This window comes from Mesorhizobium sp. Mes31 (assembly GCF_024519675.1).
GTDB lineage: Bacteria > Pseudomonadota > Alphaproteobacteria > Rhizobiales > Rhizobiaceae > Mesorhizobium.
On record NZ_JALJRL010000027.1, the window covers coordinates 25120 to 49197 of the forward strand.

The window sequence follows — 24078 nt, forward strand, 5'->3', positions numbered from 1 at the left end:
CGTATTCACGCAGGCAGGGCGCCATCGATGCCGATGTCGGCAATCGCTGCCAGTTCGGCGGCGACAGCGGCGGCACGCCGTGCCTTCGGACCATGTTCGGGCCAGACGAGGCGGCGCTTGATCGTCAGCGCCGGGACATCCCGGGCGATCTCTACCAACTGGCCAGGGTCGAGATGACGCCGCAGCACCAGTTCGCTTGCCAGCAGGGCGCCCATGCCGGCGATCGCTGCCTGTGCGGCGACGATCGTCAGCCCGAAACGCGGACCTTGCTCAATGGCTTTCGACTGCCGGCCGGCAGCTGCGAACCAGTCGCGCCATGCCGGGTAGACGTCGTCGCCCATGGTCGGGTCGATGTGCAGCAGCGGCATCTTGTCGAGCACTTCGGCTGAATCCGGCCTGTCATGGCCGCGAACCAACGCAGGCGCGCAGGCCGGGATCACCCGTTCGGTGAACAGGTCGAGCGATGCGATATCCGGTGCCGCGCCCTTGCGGTAGCTGATGGCGAGGTCGACGCCTTCCTCCAGCATGGCATCGATCGCGACCGAGGCGACGATGCGGACGTCGAGCTTAGCCAGAATTTTCCGCACCCTATTGAGCCGCGGCGCCAGCCACAGTGAGGCGAAGGACGGATCGGCCGAGATGGTGAAGGTCTCGGCCCGCCGCTCGAAGCGCAGCCGTCGCATGCCTGAAGCCAGCGCGTCGAAGCCACGGTCGATGTCGGGCAGTGCGGCCTCGGCGGCGCGGGTCAGGGCGATGCCGTTGCCTTCGCGCCGCACCAGCTTGACGCCGAGCCTGTCCTCCAACTGCCGGATCTGGTGGCCGATGGCGCCTGGCGTCACGCCCAGTTCCTCCGCTGCACGCGTCAGGCTGCCAGCCCTGGCGGCGGCGAGCAGCGCCCGCAAGGCGGATAGTGGAAGGTCCCGGAGCGTCGTCATGATTGAGCTTAGCTCAAAACCTGGCGAAGGGAACTCGTTTGAACCCTCATTTTCAAGGGCATAGGCTTGTTGAAGAAATTCAACCGCCAGGGGTCGCCACAATGCTCGACACACCAAAGCATCCATCAAGCCATTCAACTTCGAGCATGCCAATTCGCGCCATGCGCGGTGAGGGTCAGCGCATCGCCGTCGAGCCGACAGACGGACGGCCAGGCCGGCTTTCGACGCGGTGGCTACGGCTCGCCTGCGAATGCGAGGAGTGCGGCGACACCGCCTCCGGCAAGAGGTGGCTGACGCCGGCTGATATTCTTGTCGGAGTCCGGGCCACCTCAATCGATGTCTCGGCAAGCGAGGTGAGGGTCGTCTGGGAAGACGGCCATGTCTCGCGCTACGGTTCGGATTTCCTGGCTGATCATGCCGGCGGCGCCGGCACGTCGCGGTTCCAGCCGCAACTGTGGGGCAGCGACCTGTCCGCACGGCTCGGCCGCTTCGCCTTCGACGCGGTGGTCGCCGATGACGAAGCACTGTTCCAGTCGCTGCGGGCGCTGCGCAATCATGGCATCGCCATGCTGACCGGGGTTCCGGCCGAGACGGAAGCAACCGCGCGGGTCGCCAGCCGTTACGGGCCGATCCGCGAGACCAGTTATGGCAAGGTGTTTGATCTGATTTCGCGGCCGGATGCCCGGGTGGCCGGAGAGACGGCTCGGGCGCAGATCCCGCATACGGATGAGCCGTTCCGCTACTCGCCGCCGGGGTTCATCTTCTTTCACGCCATCCGCACGGGGGCGGGCACAGGCGGCACCTCGCTGATGGTCGACGGTTTTCATGTCGCCGAACTGATGCGGACGCGCACGCCGGAGCTGTTCGAGCTGTTGTCGCGGCACGGCGTCACCTTCCACCGCGAGCATCCCGGCGAGGTGTTCTTCAGCGCCGAGGCGCATGTGATCAGCCTCGATACCAGCGGCACCGTCACCGGCATCCGCTACAATGACCGCTGCCTGGCACCGCAGACCGCGCCATTGGATCGGATCGACGGCCTGATCGAGGCGCTGGCCGAACTGACGCGGCTGATCTGCGACCCTCAGAACCAGTTCCAGCATCAGCTGCAGCCGGGCGAAGTGCTGGTCTTCGACAACCAGCGCGTCCTGCACGGCCGCAGCGCCTTCGATCCGACGCTGGCGGTGCGTCATCTCAGAAGCTGCAACATCGACCGTGACGGGGTGCACAGCGCGTTTCGCACGCTGGCGCGTCGGTTTGCACCCGAGGAGGCGGAGGCGATTTTGTACCAAGGAGCTATTTTCTAGGCACTGTATCGTTCGCGGCCATTGGCCGAAGCCTACTAACTTCGTCATCCCAGGGCGAAGCAGGAGCGAAGCTCCGTCGCGGAGACCCTGGGATCCATGCCGCGACATCAGCCGAAGAATGCATCGGTTCAGAATTGATACCCTGCGACCGGCGCGGCAGAATAGGTTCTGCACCGCAGCAACGCTCGGGAGTCCCGGCATGGATCCTGGGGTCTGCGCCGCGTCGCTTCGCTCCTTGCTTCGCCCCAGGATGACGATGGCGCCGCTCAGTTGAACCAAAGCGCAAACGTAAGGAATCCGCCGCCGCCGAACTCGCGCTGGATCTGGTCGAAATCGTTGCTGGTCAGGATCTTGCCGCTTTCGAGGTAGCGCGCGATCCCCGGGCCGGTGATCGACAGCACGAGGTCGAAGGGCTTCGGCTCGTCGAAGAAGCGCTTCATGTTGATGCCCTTGCCGGTGATGCGGAAATGCGGCAGCAGCACGCGGCCTTCGAGCAGATCTTCCGCCATCGTCAAGGTGGCGAGCCAGGCCGCGACCTGCTCCTCGCCGACTTCGAGGCCGGTGAGCCGGTTTTCGCCCTTCTGCTGCGGTCCGGGCAGCCATTCGCGATCATTGTCGGTCTCGGCGCGGATCGCCTTCCAATCCTCGCGCGACAGTCGGATCATTTCGAGCAGTTCGCGACGTGCCGCTTGCCGGCGTTCCGGTTCGACCACCGGCCAGTTGATCATGTGCACCATCGAGATGAAATCGGCGATACGCCATTCCGAGGAGAAAATGCTCGAGCCCATCTCGCTCGGCGGGGGCACGAGAATGTCCTGCAACGGCAGCTTGGCGCGCGGGAACAGCATGTGGAACGAGCCGTCGAACGTGCTTTTGAAATCATGCGCCAGCCAGAAATCGGCCTGCGCCATCAGGAACTCGGCATAGCCCTGCAGCCAGAAGCCGTCGGCGCGGTCGAAGCGGAAGGTCAGCGCCGGTGCCGTGTCGTCCGGCGCGCTGCCGCCGCGCGACAGCGCGGCCATGATGGCGGCCATGCTTTCATCCGGCGCGATCGTGCCGTCCTCGTTGAGGTCGATGCCGACATGGGTGAGGTCGATGACCATGCCGATATCGGCATCGGCCGGCACCGAACCCAGCGTCGCGGCGGATTTTTCCAGCCGGTCGCGGAAGGCGACCAGGATGGCGCGGAACTGCTCGTAGGTCAGCGGCTCAGGGTTGGGATTGTCGGGTACCGGCAGCCGCATCAGCGGCAGCATGAAGGATTGCGGGCTCTCGAAGCCATGGCGATGCAGGCCGCTGGCCAGGATCTCCAGCGCGGTGAAGAATTCACCGGCGCCGGCCGCATAGGCTGATGCCGGATCCTTGGGCGCGGCGGCCTCCAGCGTCGACAGGGCGCTGTCGCGGGCGGCCACGGTCTTCGCCTCGAACAGAGCGGTTGCCGCTTCGGGCATTGCTGCACGGGCCGAAGACAATGGCATGAGCAGAATGAAGGCGGATGCCAGCAGGATCGAAAGTCGGTTCATCGTGGTCCTCCGTTTTGCCGTTCCATCGTGATCATAAACACAACCGGCAACGCGTGCCCGTCACTTCAGCGCCGCCAGCGCCTTGTCGATTTCGGCTATCTGCCCCTGGAAGTAGCCGTCATACTGGGGATAGCCGGCGTCGTGACAAAACGACCAGGCCAGTTGCATCCGCTGCCTGGCATCCCCGAGCAGCCTGGCATCGCCATTCTTGCGACCGAGGATAAGCAGCCCTGCGCCGACCCCGCCTTGCAAGGACGCCCATTGCAGCGGCGCGCTCTCTTTCGTCCACTCCTTCAGCGCCTCGTCGTAGGAGGCAAGACCGGCCCGGATGGTCGCGTCATTGCCCGTCCGCTCACCGGTCAGGACGAGGGCGCGGGCAAGATTGTTGTGCGCGGTCGCCCAACTGAACGGCTCGCGTTCGCGCGTCCATTCCTCCAGTGCGTTGCGGTAGGCATTGGCCGCCAGCGTAAGGCTCTGCGTGCCTTGCTCGCGCTGGCCGATGGACAACATGGCGTTGGCCAGGTTGTTCTGTTCCGCCGCCCACAGCAGCGGCACGCGCGCGCGGGTGTTTTCAATGAGCGCGGCATTGTAGGCATCCACTGCCTGTTGCAGCAGGTCGCTGCCGTCGAGCCGGTCGCCAATCGCCCATAGCGCGCTGCCCAAGCCATCCTGCGCGGCGGCCCAGGACAGGGGGTCGAGGTCGCGGGTCAGCGTTTTCAGCACATCCTCGTAGCCATCGACGGCTTCGTGCAACCGGTCCGGCTGGTTGCCGCGCAGGCCGATCCAGGCAATGGCGTCGGCTTCGCCCTTGCGCGCCAGTGCCCATTTGAGGGGTTGCTCCTGTCGCGAAATCGCCTGCCGCGCGGCGGCGAAGGCAGTCGCCGCCTGCTGGTATTGCTCCGGGCCGCTCTTGCGCATCCCAAGCATTATCAGCGCCGTTCCAAGATTGGACTGGGCCTCCGCCCACAGCGAAGGATCGACCTGCTTGATCCCGCTGGAGACGATGCCGGAGAAGATGCCGACCGCCTGCTCCAGCGACGCGGAGTCGCTCTGGCGCTGCCCATACATATACATCGCCAGGCCGAAATCGTTCTGGGTCATTATCAATTGAGGTGTCAGGCGATCCTGGGGAAGCAGCTTGGCCGCTTCGGCAAATGTTCGCATCGAGGCCTGCAGAGCCTTGTTGTCGCCGCGAAACGTACCGTAGGCGCGGATGGCATTGGCTTCAGCCAGCTTGTAATGCCAGGCGAGGCCAGCGTCCCATTTCTTCACCTGCTCGAAGGCCTTGCGGTAGTCGTCGGCCGCCTTCATCTGCTGGAAGGCGAGGAAATAGGTATCGCCGCTGCGGCTGTAGACTTCGGCGAATTCGATCCGCCTGGCCTTGACGTCGGCCTCGGCCCGATCGACTGTTTTCGACAGCCGCGCGACACGCGCCTTGGCCTGTTGCTGGAACTGGATCGCCGCTGTCACCGCGCCGTCGGCCAGCGCCTTCTCGGCGAGATCCGACAGGCGGACGATGTCTACATCCGTGCTCTTCAGCGCCTGCCTTTCCGCAATGATGGTCTTGAGATGTTCGGTCTGGCCGCGCAGCAGCCGGTCCAGTTCGCGCGGGTCGCTGGGCACATCGGCGCCAAGTGCGGCGAGCAGGCCGTAGAGCGTTCCGAGCGGCACGGCTTCCGAGTTGGCGGCGGCCTCGACAAGGCGGCGCGTGTCGGCGGGCGTCTTGGCGATGGTCAGCAGCAGCTTGCGATGCTCGCCGCGGATCGCGGCGTCGTCACCGGCCGCCTGTTCCGGCGACAGGCCGAAATAGAGCAGCCGGCGCAGGCTGGCATTGGTCCATGGCCGCTGGCGCCCGCCGGTCTGCACATAGACCTCCTCGGCCACCATCGTCATGACGTCGCCGAAGGCAAAACCGCCAGCGGCGAGGTGCTTCAGCAGCGCGGCGGCATAGGGGCTGTTGCCGCCGGCATCGCCATCGAGCGCGGCGTGGCCGGGCTCGGCGGCAAAGCCGATCACCTCGCCCAGGCTTTGCGGCGCGTCGGCGGCATCGGCGAGAGGGGCGGCTCCGCGCGTCAGGTCCAACCCGGCGGCGGCGACGGGTGCAGGACCGGAGGCGGTGACGATGGTCGCCCCGGCCGGGAACGGATTGGTGCGGCAGGCGTCCAGCAACACGATGGCGACGGGAACCTTTGCCTTCAGCTCGGCCAGCAGGCCCGATAGCGGAACGAGGTTCTTGCCGGCATCGGCGAGCGAGGATGGGTCGGCACTAACCGGCACCAGATAGTTCTCGCCGCCGGCCTCGATGCCATGTCCCGAATAGTAGAGCAGCGCCACATCGGCGCCGGCCGCGTCCTCGACGAAGCGTTGCAGGCTGCGGTCGAGCCTGGTCTTGTCGCCATCGGTGACGGAGGTGACATCGAAGCCGAGTTCACCGAGCAGGCGGTCAACCGCGCGGGCGTCGTTGGCGGGGTTGGGCAGGGTGGTCAGCTGTTCGTAGCGGGATTCGCCGATGACCAGCGCCACGCCGCGCATCGGCTTTGCGTCGTCGGCCCAAGCGGAAGGCGCGTTGAGAAACAAGGCGAAGCAAAGGGCCAGCAGCAATGCCGCGAACCTGGTCCCGCAATGCCGGCCGACCATCCCCATCTTTCCGCCCGAAAGATCCAAACCCGGCCCATGCTAATGCGCTGACCGTGGCGGCTCAATGGCGCAGTCGCGGCGGCGCGGTGAATGTCTGGCGGCAAAACGGTTGCGACGACGCCATGGTCAAGCCACTTGATTGTTGCCGGATGCGCTTCAACCGGCCCAGCGGACGGTCTACACAGGGCAAACGATTGGGCATCGCGTGTCGAATTATCCGCTTTCCTACAAACTGTCCTGGCTGCCGCGTTTCCTGAAGCCGTCGCTCGGCGGGAACGTCGGAGAATTCGCGGCGATAGCCGCAACGATGATGACGCCACCGCCGACGCGGACGGTGCGGCTTGCCTTCGTCGGCGATATCTCGTCGGTGGCCAATCGCGGCACGCCGGACTGCGATCCGGCGATCAAGGCATTGCTCGGCGCAGCCGACCTGGTGATCGGCAATTGCGAAAGCCCGATCGTGGACAGACCGAGTGCGGTGCTGGGGACGAAGCTCGGCACACATCACGCCATGACCGGGCGCTTTCTTGATGAGGCGCTTGCCGTGGTTGGCATCCCGCACGACAAGCTCGTGTTGTCGCTGGCCAACAATCATGTGTTCGACCAGGGCGTCGCCGGTTTCGACGAGACGGTGGCGGCGCTGAAGCGGCTCGGCATCCGCACGATCGGCCTCGCCGCCGATGGTCCGGTGCCTGTCAAAGTCGGACCGCTGACATTGGGCTTCGCCGCCTTCACACTGTGGCGCAACGCCGACGCCGACCTGTTTGCCGGCCGCGTGTCGATGGACGGCGACCCAGCGCGCTGGCCGCGCGATGCCGGTTTCGATCTCACCTGCGCTGTCCCGCATTGGGACTGGGAGTTCAGGCATTTTCCGCGCGCAAAAACGCGGGCGCTGGCCAGGCGGCTGGCCAAGCAGGGCGTCGGGCTGATCGCCGGCCATCATGCCCATGTCGTGCAGCCGGTGGAACGGATTGACGGGACGATCGTCGCTTATGGGCTCGGAGATTTCCTCGGCACCGCCTTTGCCCGCCAGCCATGGCCCGGACGCATTGGAGGCATCCTCGTCGTCGATGTCAGTGCCGATACCGGCACGCGCGGTGCCATCGCGTCTTATCGCCTGCATCCGTTCATGCGGCTGCGGGCCGGTGATCATGAGCGGCTGGTGCCGGTGGAGGCGCTGGAGAGTCGAATGCGTGGAAGGGTCGAAGGTCGGCTGAGGGCGATTTTTCCTTCTCTGGCAACGGAAGGGGATGCCACCGTCTAACCGTCTGGCGGCCCCCGCAAAAGCGACTATCATGTGGTGACAGAGGCAGGCTCGCGGGGGCGGCGATGGAAACAGCGGATTTCATGCCAAGCGAAGCCGACATCGCCAATATCCGGAAAGACATCGAGACCTATGAGGCGGCGAGGGCCTCGGCGGTCCGGCAAGTGCGCTGGCGGGTGCCGTTGTTCGTTGGCCTGGTGCTCGTGTTCGTCGTGCTGGTCGCCTGGCTGTTCAACAAGGTCGCCGATCCCAACGAGCAATGGTTCTCGACGCCACATGTGTTTCTCTATCTCGTCGGCTTCGCGGCTTCGATCCTGCTCTATTTCCGGGCGATCAGGCCGGCGACGCGGCTGCGGCAATCGTTCCGCGAGACGCTGCTGCCGATCATCTTCGGCTTCATCAGGGATATGCGCTACCAGCACGATGTGACGCCGAATTCCTTCGACCGGTTGCCGCGCGAGACGGTCGGCGGCTTCACCATGAGCCGCTTCGACGACATCATATCCGGACGCTACGACGGGTTTCCGTTCGAACTCTACGAGGCAGACCTGTGGGACGGGGCGGCGACCAAGAACAGAGCGACAACCTTCAAAGGCGTCATTGTCGCCTTCGAGACGGTCGAGCCGTTCCCGGGCATACTGGTGGCGGCGCGGCGCGCCAACGCTGTCATGGGCTTCTTCCGCGGCTTGTTCACAGCCAGGATGCAGGAGTTGTCATCGGGCGTTCCCGAACTCGATGCCGCCTATGAATTCCGCACCGACAACATCGAAGCGGCGCGGCCGCTGGTGACTGGCCGGCTGGCGCAAGCGCTGAAATGGCTGGGTGAAACCTGGCCGGACGATCCGGCCCGCATCGCGCTCAACGGCAGCGACGGTTTCCTGCTGTTGCCGCAGGCGAAGAATTTCTTCGAGCTGCCGGATATCTCGGTGCCGCTCGACTACACCAGGCATGTCGCGCCGATGATATCGGACATGGGCGCGATGCTGGCGACGGCAGCGCTGGTGCGCAAGATCGGTGCGAAGGACGAGGCAGGTTAGTCCGGCCGGCACATGATCAGCAATCGAAGCCGTATTTGTCGCGCATGGTGTCCGCTTCTTCCTTCGACATTCTCTTGAACATCACGCAGACGGTGAAGCTGCCGACCTGACGCCCGTCTCGGGTGTATCCCCAATCGGAAATGTCGTCCCGGGTGAATTCTATGTCCTGGCCGAGGACGACGTTGTGCACTTGTTCCGGCTCGTTCGCCAATATGCCGACAAACCCGGTTTCAGTGCGACGAAACGGTATGACCCAGAAGTGTTCGGTGACGTTCCCGTCCCGCACCTTGACCTTCAATTTGAACCGGTCGGTGCCGGAGGGCGGCGCTTCGGCCAATGCCAGGAATTCGTCCAGCCTGGCAAGCGCCTGCGCGGTCGCCGCCGCCATGTCTGGATCGCCGGGAGTAAAGATAACCGTTTTGTCGTCGCCCGGATCCGCGCCTTGTGCGCCTGCCGATCCCGGAGCAAGCGCCAGCATCAGGGATATCATGGTCCGGACTGCAAGCTTCATTGGATGATGGCCCCCTTCATAACTGTCGATACCATCGTGCATCCATTCCGGGTTTGCAACCGGAGCGCGAGTTCCACCCTTTTTGGAGCGGCGGTTTGCGCTGGTCCATGAAACAAAATGTGTGCCGATGAACAGTCGGAAGTCCATTTCGTGATGCCGCCAACGCGGATTGCGGCGGGCTTGTGATGGTCCCATGCCGGCCTGCACGGGCCCGATAACGGACTCTTTCCATGGGCAAAGCGCTGTCACAAACGGTCGCTCGATTGGCAGGGAAAGCCGGATCATCAGTCAATGTGGCGGAATTAAGCTTATGATTCCGTTGCGAAAATTCATCCAACGTGATTTGCTGACAGCAGGCTTTCCGGCCCAGTCTCGGCTCGTTCGGTGCCGTCGTTTCCCAAGGCGACGGCCCGGAAAATCGAAACAGCACGGAGTGCACCCGATGAAGAAGACCCTCGCAACCACCGTCGCTCTGCTCGCCTTCCTCGGCACGGCCTATGCCGCGACCGTCCAGGGCACCATCCAGGCCGTCGACCCGACGACCAAGTCGATCACGCTCGACGACGGCAAGATCTACCAGCTGTCGCCGGACGCGGCGGTCGGGAAACTGAAGGTCGGCGCCAAGGTGGCGGTGACGGTCGATGAGAAGACCGGCATGGTGACGTCGATCAAGAAGGCTTCGTAGTCGCGAGCATGAGTTGCGGCGTTGTCTGAACAGTCAACGCCGCGCTGCCCCTCATCCGCCTGCCGGCACCTTCTCCCCGTTTAGGACGGGGAGAAGGGCTCTAGTCGCGACGCCGGTGACCCCCCTCTCCGCGTCCTTCACGGGGAGAGGGTAAGGGTGAGGGGCGGCGCAATCCTTCGAATTTGTCCCCGTGACATCGAAACCTTGCCAATACCCGCCTTGGCTCTGTCATGCGCCGCTATGGTTTTTGCCGAAAAGCCGCGCTATCCCTTGGCCAACGGGGGATTTCATGGCCGAGGAACAAAAAGGGTTTCGCCTGTCGCGACGGCTGCTGCTCGGCGCGGCTGTCGTCGGCGGCGCGGTGCTGTGGGGCGGCACCACCATGGCGCGGCTGGCGCGCGGGCCTTCGGGACCGAAGAATGCCGGACGCATCGCCGATATCGACGGCATCGCCTTGCCGCTGAAGCCGATTGCCAGCCCGCCGGCCTTCGACCCTTCGCTGCCGTGGTCGGCCAAGGGCGGAGACATCAACGATGCCAGCGGGCTGTCGAGAACGCCGATCTTTGGCGCTATCGAGATCAGCGAGGAGGATCACATCGCCAAGGCGCTGGCCTTCGCGCGCGCCAACGGCCTGAAAGTCTCGCTGGCCGCCATCCGTCACTCGATGGGCGGGCATGCGTTCGACGACAATGCGCTGGTGCTCGACCTCAGAAAGTTCAACAAGGTCAGCGTCGACGCGGCGGCGAAGACCATGACCTTGCAGCCGGGCGCCCGCTGGCACGATATCCAGAACCTTTTGCACCCGCGTTTCGCGGTGAAGGCGATGCAGTCGACCGATATCTTCTCGGTCGGCGGCTCGCTCTCGGTCAACGCGCATGGCATGGACCATCAGGCCGGTTCGGTGGCCGGCTCGATCCGCTCGATGCGGGTGATGCTGGCCGACGGTTCGGTGACCACCTGCTCGTCGAGCGAAAACAGCGACCTGTTCCGCCATGTCGTCGGCGGCTACGGCCTGTTCGGGGTGGTGCTGGAGGCAACGCTCGATATCGTCGACAACGCCGTCTACCGAACCTCGCGCGAGATCATCAAATCGGATGATTTCCCGAAATTCTTTGCCGAGGTGCTGGAGCCGAAGAAGGATATCGGCCTGTTCTACGGCCACCTGTCGACGGCGCCGGGCAATTTCCTCGAGGACATGATCGTCTATCGCTATGACAAGGTGGCCGAGCAGCCGCCGGCCGATCAGCCAGAGATCGGCGAGCCGGAGGGCGTCGGGCTGAAGCGGGTGATCATGAACCTCGCCAAGAAGGGCAGCCTGTTCCAGGAACTGAAATGGTTCACGGAAAAGACGCTGGAGCCGAAATTCGAAAGCTGCACGGTGGCGCGCACGGCAGCGATGGCCGAGGGCGAGGCCTGCCTCGTCACACGCAACAACCCGATGCACGATTCGGTGCCGTATCTGTTCAACGATCTGATGGACGAGACCGACATTCTGCACGAGTATTTCATCCCCCGCGCCGCCTATGTCGAGTTCATCGCGGAAGCCCGCGAGATCCTGCGCAACCAGGACCTGCCGGTGCTCAATGCCTCCGTGCGCATCGTCCACAAGGAGGATGTGGCGCTGACCTACGCGCCGGAGCCGGCCTATTCGCTGGTGCTCTACATCAACCAGCCGACCGATGCCGACGGCAATGCCAGGATGCGGACGCTGACCCGGGCGCTGATCGACGTGACGATCAAGCATGGCGGGCGCTTCTTCCTGCCCTATCAGCTGCATTACACGGCCAGGGAATTGCTGGCATCCTATCCCGAGCTGCCGGCCTTCCTGGCTGCGAAACGGCAATATGACCCGACGGAACTGTTTTCCTCGACCTTCTACCGTGCCATCAAGGCGCTGAGCGGGGTGGCGTAGCAGGCAGGAGAATACCAATGCGGATGGTATCAGCGGCGGCACTCACCCTCATCGCGCTGTGCGCTGGATCGGCCGGGGCCGAGGATCTCAAGGCTTTCAGGCTGACCATCGACGGGGTGACGGTCGACATCGATCCCGGCGAGAGCGCTGATGTGACGCTGCCTGGCGGCAAAAAGAGCAAGGTGACGCTGGAACGCAATGACTTCGCCACCTTTTCCGGCGGCAGTTTCTCGTTCGTCCATCCGAGCAACATTTCGGTGACCAAGACCAATCTCGGCGAAGACATCACGCAGTATCTGATGGCTTCGGCGCTGGGCACGATCGTCGTCGTGCAGGAATATGGCAAGATGAACCCGGTCTCGCTCAACCAGCTGATGCTGCAGGAGATGACCAAGGAATCGGTGCAGGCCGGGGCCGCGCTGACGCAGGAGCCGACGACGCGCAAGCTCGCCGACGGCAGGGAATTGACCGGCATCCGCGCCCAGGTGAAGACGCGCACCGACACCGCCAATTTCGAGATCGTCGGCTTCGGCCGCGCCGATCAGGGGCTCTTGTTCATCACGCGCGTTGCCAGCGAGGACGCGGCCACCGAAAAGCCGCTCATCGACAAGTTCTGGCAGAGCCTGAAAGTCAAGTTGCAGGGGGACTAGGGTAGTGTCTCAGTTTGGATTTCGGCTGGGGATCCGAAAGGCGACCTCGTTCTATATAGAGAGCGGATTGCCCTTCATTGGTGAGTTATGAATCGAATTTCCAATCAGGGCGCACAGATAGATGAGTAGCTCACAAATGGAGAAATATGTCTGGGCCTCGGTCTTATACTATGTCGTGGCTGCGGTTGGATTTGTGGTTATTTTTATCTCAATCAACGTGGGTGGAATTTTTTGGGGAGCGTTTGCACTATTCGGGTATTTGGCGTTGGTTATATCTCTCAACGCCTGGCGACGCAGACGGCATCCGCGAAGCGTCTATCAAGTTGAATTGACCAAACGAAGAGAGGACCACTAGTCACCGCTGGAAAAAAACTCAGTGGCAGATCCTTGATCAGGCGGTATACGTCTACGGCAACGGGCCGTGAGCCGAAATTTCAAACTAAGACGCTAGCGGGACTAGAGCCCCGTCGGCACCAGGCCAGCCAGCCAGTTCGCCGACCGTTTCGCCATATCGGCGGTTGCCGACACGGCGCGGCCAAGATCGGTCTTGACCACGGCGTAGCCGTTTTTCGTGCGGTAGAGCACGCCGGTCCCACCATCGACCACCTGTTCATAGGCGACGGGCCGGGCGGCGGCCGCGTCCATGGCCGTTGCCGGCGAGCCGACGGGGGCGCTCGGCCGGTGGCTCAGTTCCGGCGGCAGCGGGCTTTCGATCTTGACGACCCTGCTGACGGGCTTCAGTTCCGGGCGCGACGCGGCCGCGGCCAGTTGCGAGGAGGACGACGAGCCCTTCGCGCGGCAGATGCCGGAGACGAGCGGATAGTTGAAATTGCGCTCGTGCAGCATCTGGCTCTTCATCGCCGCTTCGCACTCGGCGATGGTCGACCACTTGGCCGGCGTCTCGCCGATATATTCGCAGAGCTTGGCGTCGCAGTCGCAACCAACGATGGTCATGGCGACAAGGGCGGTCTTGATCACGGTCTTGTCCCTTCGAGATGCCTGCCGGCAGCCCATTTACGTGCATGTCGAGGTCCCGAAACCGGTTTCCACCCCAAGGTCGAACCCGTGGGTGTGCTTTTGGGCGACATGCAACCATCCATCGCGCGCGAACAAGGCGGGATTTGGCCGCGATTGTGGAATGACCGTGGCGGCACGCCGAACGGCCGCCTATCGGGCGGTCGGCGAGGTCCGTTTGAGGAAATTCGCGATCAGTCGCACCACGTCTTGCGGGCGTTCGATCTGCGGGATGTGGTTGACGCCATCGAGAACGGCCAGTTCGGCGTGCGGAAACAGCGAGGCGATTTCTTCACCCTGTTTGAGAGGCGTGGTCGAATCCTCACGTCCCCAGATGACGAGGACAGGCGGCGCGAAGATGCGATAGTTCGCCGGGTCGGCGGCAAGCGATTTTCGCTCGTCGTTGAAGAGGCCGCTGAACAGCCAATGGCCAACGGCATCGGTGGTGCCTTTGACATTCAAAGGGCGCGTGTAGATTGCTATGCGCTCCGCAGTGACCAGATCATCGTTTTCAATGAACCGCCGCAAACCGGCGCCGGTCATCAGCGGATTGGTGAAGGTCGCGGCGGTCAGCAACTGGCGTGGCCAGTCGCTGTTGAGGAAAGATCCGAATGGAAAGGCCGGCGCCTCGGTCTGGCCGAGGCCAAGTGCCACGTCGAGCAGGATCAGCGAGTCGATCCGGGCAGGAGCCGTGAAGGCGGCTTCGATCACCCCGCCGCCGCCATAGGAGTGGACGCCGACGCTGAAATGGCGAAGCCCGAGCGCGTCGGCGAAACCGAGGACGCGTCTCGCGTGGGCGGCGCGCGAATAATCCTGATCGGCCGGTCTTTCCGAATAGCCAAAGGGCGGCATGTCGACGGCAATCACGCGAAAGCCCTGTTCTCCCAATGGCGTGGCGACGTCACGATAGGTCTCGGCCCAGGAGGCGGTGCCGTGGAACAGAAGCAGCGGCGGCCCGTCCTGCGGGCCCCAGACCTGATAGTGCATCTTCAGCCCGTCGACCGTGGCGAACAGCGCTCCCGCCGGGGCTGCCTCCTCGGGCGACAGGGTCTCTCGAAGGGCTGCCGCACCGCGAAAGCCGACCAGCGTGACCGCAATGAGCACGACCAGCGTGAGCACGAGCCAGCCGGCGATACGGATCAGTCGACGCATGGCCGGGCGATCGCCTCAATAGTCATAGACGTGTTCGAGCCTGGCGCCCGACTTGATCAGCGCCGGCAGCACCAGATGCAGCTTGCGCACGGCAACGGTCATGCCGGTGCGGCGTGTCGAAGGGTCGGCCGGCAGAGGGTAGCTGAACAGGATGCGCATGCCTTCGGGGACGGCGATCGAGTCGGTCGAGAGCACAGTGACCATGATTTCGTCATTGCCGCCGATCTCGACGAAGGACACGCCCTTGTCGATCAGGCGCGGGATCATCTCGGTAAACACCTGGTAGCGCTTGGTAAGGAAGATGGTGCCGTCAGCGCCGAGGTCGCGTTCGAGCAAGGTATCGGGCTCGTTGCGCGTCGCTTCGCCGACCGGCCCCTTGGCCCAGACATGGATGTCGAGGAAGGCCGGGTCGGAGGTGGCGGCAAGCGCCTTGGTGATCAGGTCGGCATAGCCCTGCTTGATGGTGTCGGCGAGGCCGAAGGCCAGCTTGCGTTCGCTGGTGCGGATGGAGCTGTCGCCCGGCGCCGGCTGCACGGCAAACAGGCCGGCGCGCTTCTCGGCATAGGGGAACTGATACCACGGCACCTGATCGAGGAAGGCGGCATAGTCGGCCGCCACCTTGGCCTGATAGATGTCGGCGGCGGTGCGCTTGCTGGCGGTCGCCTCGGTGACGCGGCCAACCGTGTTCTCATAGGCCCACTGCAATATGTGCTCGATCGAGTGGCTGGTGCCGATGACGACCAGCATCTGGTGGTTGGCCAAATTGAACTTGTAGGAAGAGCTGGCGCGGATCACCGTCGCGTAGTCCTGCCAGAAGCGGCCGACATAGGACCAGTAGGGAAAGCCGCTCGGCTGGTTCTTGTCGACGAAGCCGGCATATTCGCGCGCGGCATAGACGATCGCCCATTCCGGGTAGGTGAGGAAGGTCGATTCCTCCGGCCGCTGGTAGCCGGGGATCTCGGCGCGGACCTTGTCGGCCAGCGCCTTGGGCGGCGCGCCATCGGCGATACCGGGCAAGGGCGTGGTATCCAGCGACGGCGTCGTCAGGAAGCCGTAGGCCAGCCCGGCGATCGGGATCAGGATGACGATGACGATCAGCCAGAGGATCGTCTTGATGATGCGCTTCAGCCAGCGGAACAGGAACATGGCCGGTCAGGCCGTGGCGAAGTGGTCGTGTATGCGCTTCGACAGCCAGAAGCCGACATAGACGGCGAAGCCGCCGATGACGATATGCGGCAGGTTGGCGAAGAAGCGCGCCGGGAATTCGATGTCGTTGAGAGAACGGAAGCCGTTGATGAAGATGCCGGCATCGAGGCAGCCGGAACCGGTGACCAGCCCAAGCACGCCGTCGAACAGATAGACCGAGCCGAACAGCTTGAAATAGAACACCGCCTGGCGGTGCGAGATGAAGGCGGCGGCCAGCGCCCAGACGCCGGAGAAGGCATGCAGCAGGTCGTCGTACCATTGCAGCGAGAACAGCCCGAACAGATTGCCGTTGGCATCGTTGAACGCCGGTATGTAGCCGATGGCGACGACGCCGAAGAACAGGAAGGCATAGGCAACGGCAAGCTTCTGGATCAACGTCATGAAGTATCCCCCTTCAAGTGACGATGAACGTTAGCTTATTTTGCCGCCGGTTGCAGCTCCAACCGGAAACACCGTAAAAATTGTGGGGGATAGCCGAAAGACAGTCGGCGCCGGGATTTCTCCCAGCGCCTCCCTGTCAGATCAGGACACGGTCACGGCAGCGACTTCCGTAAAGTCGTCGCGCCTTGCCGGCCTTGATTTTGACGGTCCTGTCAGCCGCCACCCGAGGGCAGCGTCCGTTCCAGACCACGCCGGTCTCCACCCTTGCGGGGCTTCGCCCTGCGCGCCATCGAAGGTTTTTGCCGTCCTTCATGGCAGCATCGGTCCGCCGTCGGCGTTGGCACGCTTTCCGCGGCCCCGTAGGTCTCGGCTCCGTCCCTCGAAACAGGCAAGCCTGCTCTCGCTTCGGGCCGTACGGGCCTCAGGAAGTCCGCTTTCGCTCTGCCTTTCGGTTGGGCGATCGGCAGCCGCCTGAGATGGGTTCAATGTAGGGGGGATTAAGGGATTTGGGGAATGGTCTCGAGCCTGTGGATAGCGGGATTATCGGGGACCATCGCAGATATCTGCCGGTCACGGCGAAAACAGGGACAGCGCGTTTCGCCCCTTGCTCCGCTGGCGGGCGCGGGCTTCAATGCCGGCAAAGGATCGGGCGCTACATGCTCGGCGCCGGGGAGGGTGTATTGAAAGTCGGGGTGGTTCTCAATCCGATTGCCGGTGGCGGCCGGCTGAAACGGCATTGGCCGGAGGTCGCCGCTTCGCTGAAGAAACATTTCGGCGATTTCGAGTTGCGTGAAACGCAAGCCGAGGGCGATGCCGAGAGGCTGGCAATCGATCTCGCGGCAACCGGCTTCGATCTGGTGATCGCGGCCGGCGGCGATGGCACGGCCAGCGAAGTGGCCGACGGGCTGCTGCAGGCGTCGCAGGAGAGCGGCAGGACGACAGAACTCGGCCTGCTTCCTTGCGGCACCGGCATCGATTTCGCGCGTGGGCTCGGCCTGCCGAAGGAGGTGGACGCGACGCTGAAGCGGATCGCCGAGGCGGAGGGGCGCAAGGTCGATGCCGGACGCATCTGCTACATCGACGACCATGGCGCGCTGGCCAGCCGCCATTTCATCAACATCGCCAGCCTGGGGCTTTCCGGCGCCACCGACCGCGCGGTCAATGCCGACAAGCGCAAGGGCAGGGTGTCGGCCAAGGCGCTGTTCCTCTGGCGCACGGTGGTCGAGTTCATCCGCTACCGGTTCCAGGATGTCAGGATCACCGTCGACGACGGCGCTCCGGTCGAAGCGCGCATGGCGCTGGTGGCGGTGGCCAACGGCAAGTTCTTCGGCGGCGGCATGATGATCGCGCCGGACGCCGAACTCACCGACGGGCAGTTCGACATCGTCATCCTGCGCGCGGCCGGCAAGCTGAAGCTGATCTGGGACATCCGCCTGCTTTACGGCGGCCGGCACCGCAACCACCCGGCGATCACCATCCTGCGCGGCAAGAAAGTGGTTGTCGAACCGCTCGGCGATGTGGAAAAGAACGGCGCGCTGGTCGACATAGACGGTGAGTCGCCGGGACGTATACCCGCGACCTTCGAGATCCTGCCCGGCGCGCTGACTCTCAGATATTGAATCAAGTGGTTGAGGTGTTGAATCAGGTCGCTCCGGCCCTGATTCCGGCCAAGCATTCAATGCCTTGAAATTGCTCGAGATTTTGCCAGGCTTCAAATTTCCAGCTTGGCCGGAAAACCGGGCGCGCGCAGATCGGTGCCGACGGCATCCTCGAGCAATTTGACGATCTGGGTCGACCAGGCGCCGCCGCCATAGGCTTCCCTGCCCTGCTCAAAAATCGCGTTGACGCGCGATGCCAGGTCGAGCGGCACGCCGAAATCCTTGCCCATGCCGAGCGCGAAGCCGAGGTCCTTCAGCGCCAGGTCCATGGTGAAGCCGATGTCGTAGGAGCCGTTGAGAATAAGCTGGCTCTCGGTCTCGTGGACGAAGCTGTTGCCGGAGGAGGCAACGATGGCGTGATAGGACTGGGCGAGGTCGAGCCCGCCCTGCCTGGCCAGCATCAGCGCTTCGCCGGCGGCGACGAGATGGATGAAGGCCAGCATGTTGGTGATCACCTTGATCACCGCCGCCGAGCCGATCGGTCCCATCAGGAACGACTTCGCGCACATCGCCTCGATCGCCGGACGATGGCGTGCGTAGAGCGCGGCATCGCCGCCGACCAGCGCGGTGATTTTTCCCACCGCCGCCAGGTGCACGCCGCCGGTGACGGGGCATTCCAATGTCTCGATGCCCCTGGCCGAGGCGAGGGTGGCAAGACGCACGATCTCGTCGCGGCCATTGGTCGACATCTCGATCCAGGTGCCACCCGTGGGCAGGCCTTCGAGCAACCCGCGGGGGCCGGCCAGAACCACTTCGCTGACCTTCGGCGAGGGCAGGCACGTGATGGCATTGCCGGCCTGCGCCGCGGCCTCGGCCGGGCTGTTCGCGGCGGTGGCGCCGAGCGCCACCAGGCGCCCGACAGCTGCAGGATCGCGGTCGAAGACGGTAACGGCAAAACCGTTGCGGATCAGGCTGGCGGCAAGATTGCCGCCGAGATGGCCAAGACCGATAAAGGCGTAGCTTTCGCTCATGGCATCAACGGCGTTTGCATCATCTGCAGATGCAGGTCCTTGCCGGTCCAGGGATGTGCGTCGCAGACCGCCTCGTTGAGCTCGACGCCGAGGCCGGGCTCCTTCGACGGGATGACATTGCCGTCCTGCCACTCGATCTTCTTCGTGAGCAGCGTGGCGTGGAAGCCGTCCCACTGCTTCAGCGATTCCAGGATGAGGAAGTTGGGCAGCGTCACCGCAAGCTGGATGTTGGCGGCGCCGACGATCGGCCCGCAATAGCAGTGCGGCGCGACCTGGATGTGGTAGGCCTCGGCCATGGCGGCGATCTTCTTGGTCTCCAGAATGCCGCCGGAGCGGCCAAGGTCGGGCTGCAGGATGGTCGCGGCGCGGTTTTCGATGACACGGGCGAATTCGAACTTGGTCGTCAGCCGCTCGCCGGTGGCGATCGGGATCGACGTGCCGCGGGCGACCTGGGCCATCACTTCGGGCATGTCAGGCGGCACCGGCTCCTCGAACCACAGCGGGTCGTAAGGTTCGATGGCGCGGGCCATGCGCAGCGCGCCCGACGCGGTGAACTGGCCGTGCGTGCCGAACAGGATATCGGCTCTGGTGCCGACCGCCTCGCGGATCGCCTTGATCATGCGGGTGGAGAGATCGATGTCGACAAGGCGCGGCTGGTGGCCGTCGAAGGCGGTGTAGGGGCCGGCCGGGTCGAGCTTGACGGCATTGAAACCCTGCTCGACATATTCGAGCGCGCAGGCGGCGGCCAGGTCGGGGTCGTTGTAGACGTTCTTGCCGCGCGCATCCTCGGAATGGACGCTGCCGGTGTGCGGATAGAGGTAGGTGTAGGAGCGCAGCGTCTCGTGTACCTGGCCGCCAAGCAGCTTGTAGACCGGCTTGTTGGCCTCCTTGCCGATGATGTCCCAGCAGGCCATCTCCAGCGCCGAGAAGCAGCCCATGCCTGAAACGTCCGGGCGCTGGGTGAAGCCGGACGAATAGGCGCGGCGAAAGAAATTCTCGATGTCGTGCGGATCGCGGCCGACGAGATAGCGCTCGGCCATGTCCTCGACCATCTTCGCGGTGACATGAGCGGAGAAGGTGGCGTTGTAGGCCTCGCCATAGCCGACGACGCCGCCATCGGTGGTGAGCTTGACGAAGATGAAATACTTGCCGCCGATGCCGGGCGGCGGGTTGCCGACAACCCAGGTCTTGACGTCGGTGATTTTCATTTTTGGTCCTCCAGAACCAGTTCGGCGCCCTTCCAACCCGTCATGACCGAGGCGGCGTTGGTGTTGCCGGTGATGTTGTCGGGAAAGATCGAGGCGTCGATGACGCGCAGGCCTTCGAGGCCGTGCACTTTCAGGCGCGGGTCGACGACGGCGCGCGACGCGTCCGGCCCCATGCGGCAGGTCGAGACCGGGTGATAGACGGTGCCCGAGCGTTTTCTGAAATCGGTGATCAGGTCCGCGTCTGATTGGATCGACGGGCCGGGCAAAACCTCTTCCTCGATGACCTCGGCCATGGCAGGCATCGAGGCGATCTTGCGCACGAACTTCACCGCCGCCAGCATCTCCTCGACATCGGCGTTGGTCGAATAGGCATTGGCGACGATTCTGGGATAATCCAGCGGGTTGCTGGAACGGATCATGATCTCGCCACGGCTCGACGGGCGGCAGTTGGACAGGCCGATGGAGAAGCCCGGCCATGGGTCGGGGGTCAGGATCGGGCGCTCGCCGCTTTTGGGAATGACGGTCGAGAACGCCTGGAAATAGAGCTGCATGTTGGGCCGCGAAAACGCCGGGTCGGTGCGGAAGAAGCCGCCGCCATGGTTCATCGACAGCGACAGCGGGCCGGAGCGGGTGAGGATGTACCGCATGCCGACAAGCAGCTTGCCCCACCAGGGGCGCAGGATCTGGTTGAGCGTCGGCAGCCTGCCCTTGAAGGTGTAGTTGATGCCGACATGGTCCTGCAGATGCGCGCCGACATTCTCGTTGGCATGGATGACGGGAATGCCGAGGCTGTTGAGCAGCGCCGAGGGGCCGATGCCGGAGAGCTGCAGCAGTTGCGGCGAGTTGATCGAACCACTGGAAAGGATGACCTCCCGGCCGGCGCGGGCGGTTTTCGTCTCACCATTCTGGAGATACTCGATGCCGACGGCGCGCTTGCCGTCGAACAGGATGCGGGTCGCCAGCGCACCGGTCTCGACGCGGACGTTGCCACGCTTCATCGCCGGTCGCAGGAAGGCGCGTGCTGCCGACATGCGGCGGCCGTTGCGGGTCGAGATCTGATAGACGCCGACGCCTTCCTGGGTAGCGCCGTTGAAGTCGGGGTTCAACGGCAAGCCTGCCTGCCGGCCGGCGGCGAGATAGCGCCTGGTCAAGGGATGGACGGCGGCCGTGCAGTCGGTGATGTGCAGGGGGCCGCCGACGCCCCGCCATTTGTCGGCGCCGGCCTCGTTGTCCTCCAGCGCCTTGAAGGCGGGCAGGAGATCGTCAAAACCCCAGCCGGGATTGCCGGCGTTCCGCCAGTCGTCGAAATCCTCGCGTGCGCCCCTGATCCAGACCATGGCATTGATCGAGCTCGAACCGCCAAGCAGCTTGCCGCGCGGCCAATGATCGACATTGCCGCCAAGGCCCGGGTCCGGCTCGGTCTTGTAGTTCCAGTTGACGGCCGGGTCGAAGAAGGTCTTGCCGTAGCCAAGCGGCATCTGGACATAGAAGCGGCGATCGGTGCCACCGGCTTCCAGCACCAGCACCGAGAAGCGGCCCGAGGCTGACAGTCTTTCGGCCAGAACCGAGCCGGCCGAGCCGGAGCCGACGATGATGAAATCATAGGTCTGCATGATGGATGAGGCGGCTCCGGAAATCTGGCCGCAGCCTAGACGCGGCGGGCTCGCCAAGTCGCCGGGCCTTCCGGCATGGGTTGTGAAAAAAGCGACCGCGAAGGGGGCGTGTTTCGGAAACCCCATGACGGAACCGACATTGCGATCCGGTTCCTGGCGTGGCGCGTTGACCTGTGGGCACCGTGACGGTACGGGATCGAGGGCAGTTGATGTCGAAGGATTTCCCCATGGTGCATTACGCGGACGGCCGGCCGCTCGGCGATCTCACGCTGCGGACACTGGCCATGCCTTCGGACGCCAATGCGGCGGGCGATATCTTCGGCGGCTGGGTGATGGCGCAGATGGACCTTGCCTGTGGCATTCGCGCCGCCGAACGCGCCAAGGGCCGCGTGGTGACGGCGGCGGTCAAGGAAATGTCGTTCGCCAAGCCGATGAAGATCGGCGACACGCTGTGCATCTACACCCATGTCGAGCGCGTCGGCCGCACCTCGATGACACTCAAGGTCGAAGCCTGGGCGCAGCGCTACCTCTCCGACCTGATGGAGAAGGTCACCCATGCCGATTTCGTCATGGTGGCGCTGGACGGCGAAGGCAAGCCAAAGGCCGTTCCGGCGGAAAGCTGACCGGCTCGATGCAGTCGGCTTAAATCCAACAGCAGTCCGTCACCTGTTTCACCCGCGAGGGGAGGCGAACAGCGTGGCTGTGTGGTGCTTTTCATATTCGCGTTCGCAAACTTCCGCGACCGTGTCCGAACGGGCCGGGAGGGAAGACAATGCGTCAACGATTGCTGAACGGTGCATTGGCGGGCGCGCTTGCTGCCTTGTTCTGCCTGCTGGCCGCTACCGCCTACACCGAGGTCAAGCAAGACGATGCCGAGGTCAGTTGCGCCTCCGCAAACCACACCTTCCTGCAGCAAACGGCCAGATGCGGAAACTGCCTCGCCGCGACGTACGACACCTGTGCGATGAGCATGAGTCATTGCGGTGGACGGGCGACCTGCGCCATCGACGGCAAGATGGTCGATAGGGTCGCGAAGTCGAAGCGGATCGAAAGCCGTCCGTGGGCCGTAGTGCAGGTGCAGCCGTAAGATTCGTCCGCGCTACGTGGCGCGCGGAAACCCTTGCCATGCAAGGGTTTCAGGCATGCATGCCGTCGAATTTCTCGCGCGCCGCCTTGACGCGGGTGGTGTTCTTGCGCGCCCATTCGCCAAGCGCGCTGACCGGGATCAGCAATTCATGGCCGAGTTCGGTCAGCTCGTAATCGACACGCGGCGGAATGGTCGGGAACACGGTGCGGGTGACGAAGCCGTCACGCTCCAGACCGCGCAAGGTGGTGGTCAGCATCTTCTGCGAGATGCCGCCGACGGCCGCGCGCAATTCGTTGAAGCGCAGCGGCCCGTCGCCCAGCTTGCCGACGACCAGAACGGTCCATTTGTCGCCGACGCGCTGCAGGATTTCCGAGACGGCGCGGCAGTCCTCGGTGTTGTGCGGGTTCCTCAGTAACAAAAAGGTGCCTCCTTGCGCCTCGAGTTGACAGTATCTCATATAGCGCCGGTATCCAAACGATACCAGCTTTACTTGCAAGGAGAGCCCCCCATGTCAAAACCCAAGATCGCCATCGTTGTCGGTTCGACGCGCGCCGCGCGCTTCGCCGACGTACCGACCCAGTGGATCGCCAAGATCGCCAAGTCGCATGCCGACATCGACGTCGAAGTCGTCGACCTGCGTGACTTCCCGCTGCCGTTCTTCGATGAGGTTGCGTCCTCCGCCTGGGCGCCGTCGCAGAACGAAGTGGCCAAGCGCTGGCAGAAGAAGGTCGCCGAGTTCGACGGCTTCATCTTCACCGCCGCCGAGTACAATCACGGCCCAACGGCCGTGCTGAAGAACGCCATCGATTACGCCGCCAATGAGTGGAACAAGAAGCCGGCCGGCTTCGTCGGCTATGGCAGCGTCGGTGGCGCACGTGCCGTCGAGCAGCTCCGCCTTCATGCGGTCGAGTTGCAGATGGCGCCGGTCAAGTCAGCCGTCCATATCGCTTGGGGCGACTTCCTCGCCGTCCGCCAGGGCGAGAAGAAGCTCGAGGATCTCGAGCATCTGAACCAGGCCGCAACGGCGCTGGTCAACGACGTTGCGTGGTGGGCCAAGGTGCTCAAGGCCGCGCGTCAAGCCGACGCCGTCGCCGAGGAAGTCAAGGCGGCCTGACCGCCGGTTCGAATTATCCTCCCAAGGATCCGGGGCGGCGCTTGCGCCGCCCTTTTTCAATTCCGGCCGGGGTGGCGCTTCCGCCGCTCTTTATTTCAATTGTGGGAAGCCATTGCGTCGTGCTGAGCCTGCCTCGGCCGGATGATGCAGTCGGTGAGGCGGTCCATCTCGTTCAACTCATCGACGTGATGCTGGCCCCACTTGCAGAGCGCCAGC

22 protein-coding genes are annotated in these 24078 nt (G+C 64.0%); 10 read left to right on the top strand and 12 right to left on the bottom strand.

Features of this window, described 5'->3' with window-relative positions:
• Positions 1–5 precede the first annotated feature (5 nt).
• Positions 6–935, bottom strand: coding sequence for a LysR substrate-binding domain-containing protein (locus NR193_RS30195; protein ID WP_256754333.1), 930 nt, complete (start codon positions 933–935; stop codon positions 6–8).
• 146 nt (positions 936–1081) lie between these two features.
• On the opposite strand from NR193_RS30195, the gene NR193_RS30200 reads away from it, so the two are divergent.
• A complete protein-coding gene (locus NR193_RS30200; protein WP_256754334.1) occupies positions 1082–2239 on the top strand; it encodes a TauD/TfdA family dioxygenase in 1158 nt (385 codons plus the stop codon).
• A gap of 266 nt (positions 2240–2505) precedes the next feature.
• On the opposite strand, the gene NR193_RS30205 is transcribed toward NR193_RS30200, so the two are convergent.
• Both NR193_RS30205 and NR193_RS30210 read right to left on the bottom strand, forming a co-directional pair.
• Positions 2506–3762, bottom strand: a complete 1257-nt coding sequence (locus tag NR193_RS30205) for a hypothetical protein (protein WP_256754335.1) — start codon at positions 3760–3762, stop codon at positions 2506–2508.
• 60 nt (positions 3763–3822) lie between these two features.
• On the bottom strand, positions 3823–6399 hold the full coding sequence (locus NR193_RS30210; protein ID WP_256754336.1) for a caspase family protein: 2577 nt from the start codon (positions 6397–6399) through the stop codon (positions 3823–3825).
• A gap of 205 nt (positions 6400–6604) precedes the next feature.
• Here NR193_RS30210 and NR193_RS30215 point away from each other — a divergent pair, with 205 nt between their 5' ends.
• Both NR193_RS30215 and NR193_RS30220 read left to right on the top strand, forming a co-directional pair.
• Entirely contained in the window at positions 6605–7663 is a 1059-nt protein-coding gene (locus tag NR193_RS30215) for a CapA family protein (RefSeq protein ID WP_256754337.1), read from the top strand.
• 65 nt (positions 7664–7728) lie between these two features.
• Positions 7729–8700, top strand: coding sequence for a hypothetical protein (locus tag NR193_RS30220; protein ID WP_256754338.1), 972 nt, complete (start codon positions 7729–7731; stop codon positions 8698–8700).
• A gap of 16 nt (positions 8701–8716) precedes the next feature.
• Here the strand turns inward: NR193_RS30220 and NR193_RS30225 are convergent, their stop codons facing one another.
• The gene (locus NR193_RS30225) at positions 8717–9358 is read right to left on the bottom strand and encodes a YegJ family protein (RefSeq protein ID WP_256754339.1); all 642 of its coding nucleotides are present in this window, start codon (positions 9356–9358) and stop codon (positions 8717–8719) included.
• Between the two features lie 295 nt (positions 9359–9653).
• On the opposite strand from NR193_RS30225, the gene NR193_RS30230 reads away from it, so the two are divergent.
• The 3 genes from NR193_RS30230 (at position 9654) to NR193_RS30240 (ending at position 12458) form a co-directional block, all read left to right on the top strand.
• The gene (locus tag NR193_RS30230; RefSeq protein WP_091579192.1) at positions 9654–9896 is read left to right on the top strand and encodes a DUF1344 domain-containing protein; all 243 of its coding nucleotides are present in this window, start codon (positions 9654–9656) and stop codon (positions 9894–9896) included.
• 289 nt (positions 9897–10185) lie between these two features.
• Positions 10186–11808, top strand: a complete 1623-nt coding sequence (locus NR193_RS30235; protein ID WP_256754340.1) for an FAD-binding oxidoreductase — start codon at positions 10186–10188, stop codon at positions 11806–11808.
• A gap of 17 nt (positions 11809–11825) precedes the next feature.
• Complete coding sequence (locus tag NR193_RS30240; RefSeq protein ID WP_256754341.1) at positions 11826–12458, top strand: hypothetical protein; 633 nt, start codon at positions 11826–11828, stop codon at positions 12456–12458.
• A gap of 456 nt (positions 12459–12914) precedes the next feature.
• Here the strand turns inward: NR193_RS30240 and NR193_RS30245 are convergent, their stop codons facing one another.
• The 4 genes from NR193_RS30245 to NR193_RS30260 all read right to left on the bottom strand — a co-directional run bounded on the left by NR193_RS30245 (position 12915) and on the right by NR193_RS30260 (position 16211).
• Positions 12915–13436 carry a hypothetical protein gene (locus NR193_RS30245; protein ID WP_256754342.1) on the bottom strand — a complete coding sequence of 174 codons (522 nt, stop codon included), beginning with the start codon at positions 13434–13436 and terminating at the stop codon, positions 12915–12917.
• Between the two features lie 189 nt (positions 13437–13625).
• Positions 13626–14624 carry an alpha/beta fold hydrolase gene (locus tag NR193_RS30250; protein WP_256754343.1) on the bottom strand — a complete coding sequence of 333 codons (999 nt, stop codon included), beginning with the start codon at positions 14622–14624 and terminating at the stop codon, positions 13626–13628.
• Between the two features lie 15 nt (positions 14625–14639).
• Positions 14640–15770, bottom strand: a complete 1131-nt coding sequence (locus tag NR193_RS30255; protein WP_256754344.1) for a hypothetical protein — start codon at positions 15768–15770, stop codon at positions 14640–14642.
• A gap of 6 nt (positions 15771–15776) precedes the next feature.
• On the bottom strand, positions 15777–16211 hold the full coding sequence (locus NR193_RS30260; protein WP_091579209.1) for a hypothetical protein: 435 nt from the start codon (positions 16209–16211) through the stop codon (positions 15777–15779).
• A gap of 680 nt (positions 16212–16891) precedes the next feature.
• On the opposite strand from NR193_RS30260, the gene NR193_RS30265 reads away from it, so the two are divergent.
• Positions 16892–17830 carry a diacylglycerol kinase family protein gene (locus NR193_RS30265; RefSeq protein ID WP_256754345.1) on the top strand — a complete coding sequence of 313 codons (939 nt, stop codon included), beginning with the start codon at positions 16892–16894 and terminating at the stop codon, positions 17828–17830.
• A gap of 92 nt (positions 17831–17922) precedes the next feature.
• Here NR193_RS30265 and NR193_RS30270 read toward each other — a convergent pair whose 3' ends face one another.
• Genes NR193_RS30270 through NR193_RS30280 form a run of 3 tightly spaced genes read right to left on the bottom strand, consistent with a single transcriptional unit; the run spans position 17923 to position 21661 of the window.
• On the bottom strand, positions 17923–18840 hold the full coding sequence (locus tag NR193_RS30270; RefSeq protein WP_256754346.1) for an NAD(P)-dependent oxidoreductase: 918 nt from the start codon (positions 18838–18840) through the stop codon (positions 17923–17925).
• On the bottom strand, positions 18837–20048 hold the full coding sequence (locus NR193_RS30275; protein WP_091579219.1) for a mandelate racemase/muconate lactonizing enzyme family protein: 1212 nt from the start codon (positions 20046–20048) through the stop codon (positions 18837–18839). Before NR193_RS30275 ends, NR193_RS30270 begins: the two co-directional genes overlap by 4 nt.
• Complete coding sequence (locus NR193_RS30280) at positions 20045–21661, bottom strand: GMC family oxidoreductase (RefSeq protein WP_256754347.1); 1617 nt, start codon at positions 21659–21661, stop codon at positions 20045–20047. Before NR193_RS30280 ends, NR193_RS30275 begins: the two co-directional genes overlap by 4 nt.
• A 227-nt stretch (positions 21662–21888) precedes the next feature.
• Between NR193_RS30280 and NR193_RS30285 the strand changes: the two genes are divergently transcribed.
• Both NR193_RS30285 and NR193_RS30290 read left to right on the top strand, forming a co-directional pair.
• Entirely contained in the window at positions 21889–22284 is a 396-nt protein-coding gene (locus NR193_RS30285; RefSeq protein ID WP_256754348.1) for an acyl-CoA thioesterase, read from the top strand.
• A gap of 149 nt (positions 22285–22433) precedes the next feature.
• Complete coding sequence (locus tag NR193_RS30290; RefSeq protein ID WP_256754349.1) at positions 22434–22748, top strand: hypothetical protein; 315 nt, start codon at positions 22434–22436, stop codon at positions 22746–22748.
• A gap of 49 nt (positions 22749–22797) precedes the next feature.
• Here the strand turns inward: NR193_RS30290 and NR193_RS30295 are convergent, their stop codons facing one another.
• Positions 22798–23166, bottom strand: coding sequence for a helix-turn-helix domain-containing protein (locus NR193_RS30295; protein ID WP_256754350.1), 369 nt, complete (start codon positions 23164–23166; stop codon positions 22798–22800).
• Positions 23167–23256: 90 nt separating this feature from the next.
• Here NR193_RS30295 and NR193_RS30300 point away from each other — a divergent pair, with 90 nt between their 5' ends.
• Positions 23257–23862, top strand: coding sequence for an NADPH-dependent FMN reductase (locus NR193_RS30300; protein ID WP_256754351.1), 606 nt, complete (start codon positions 23257–23259; stop codon positions 23860–23862).
• The last annotated feature ends 216 nt before the right edge of the window (positions 23863–24078 follow it).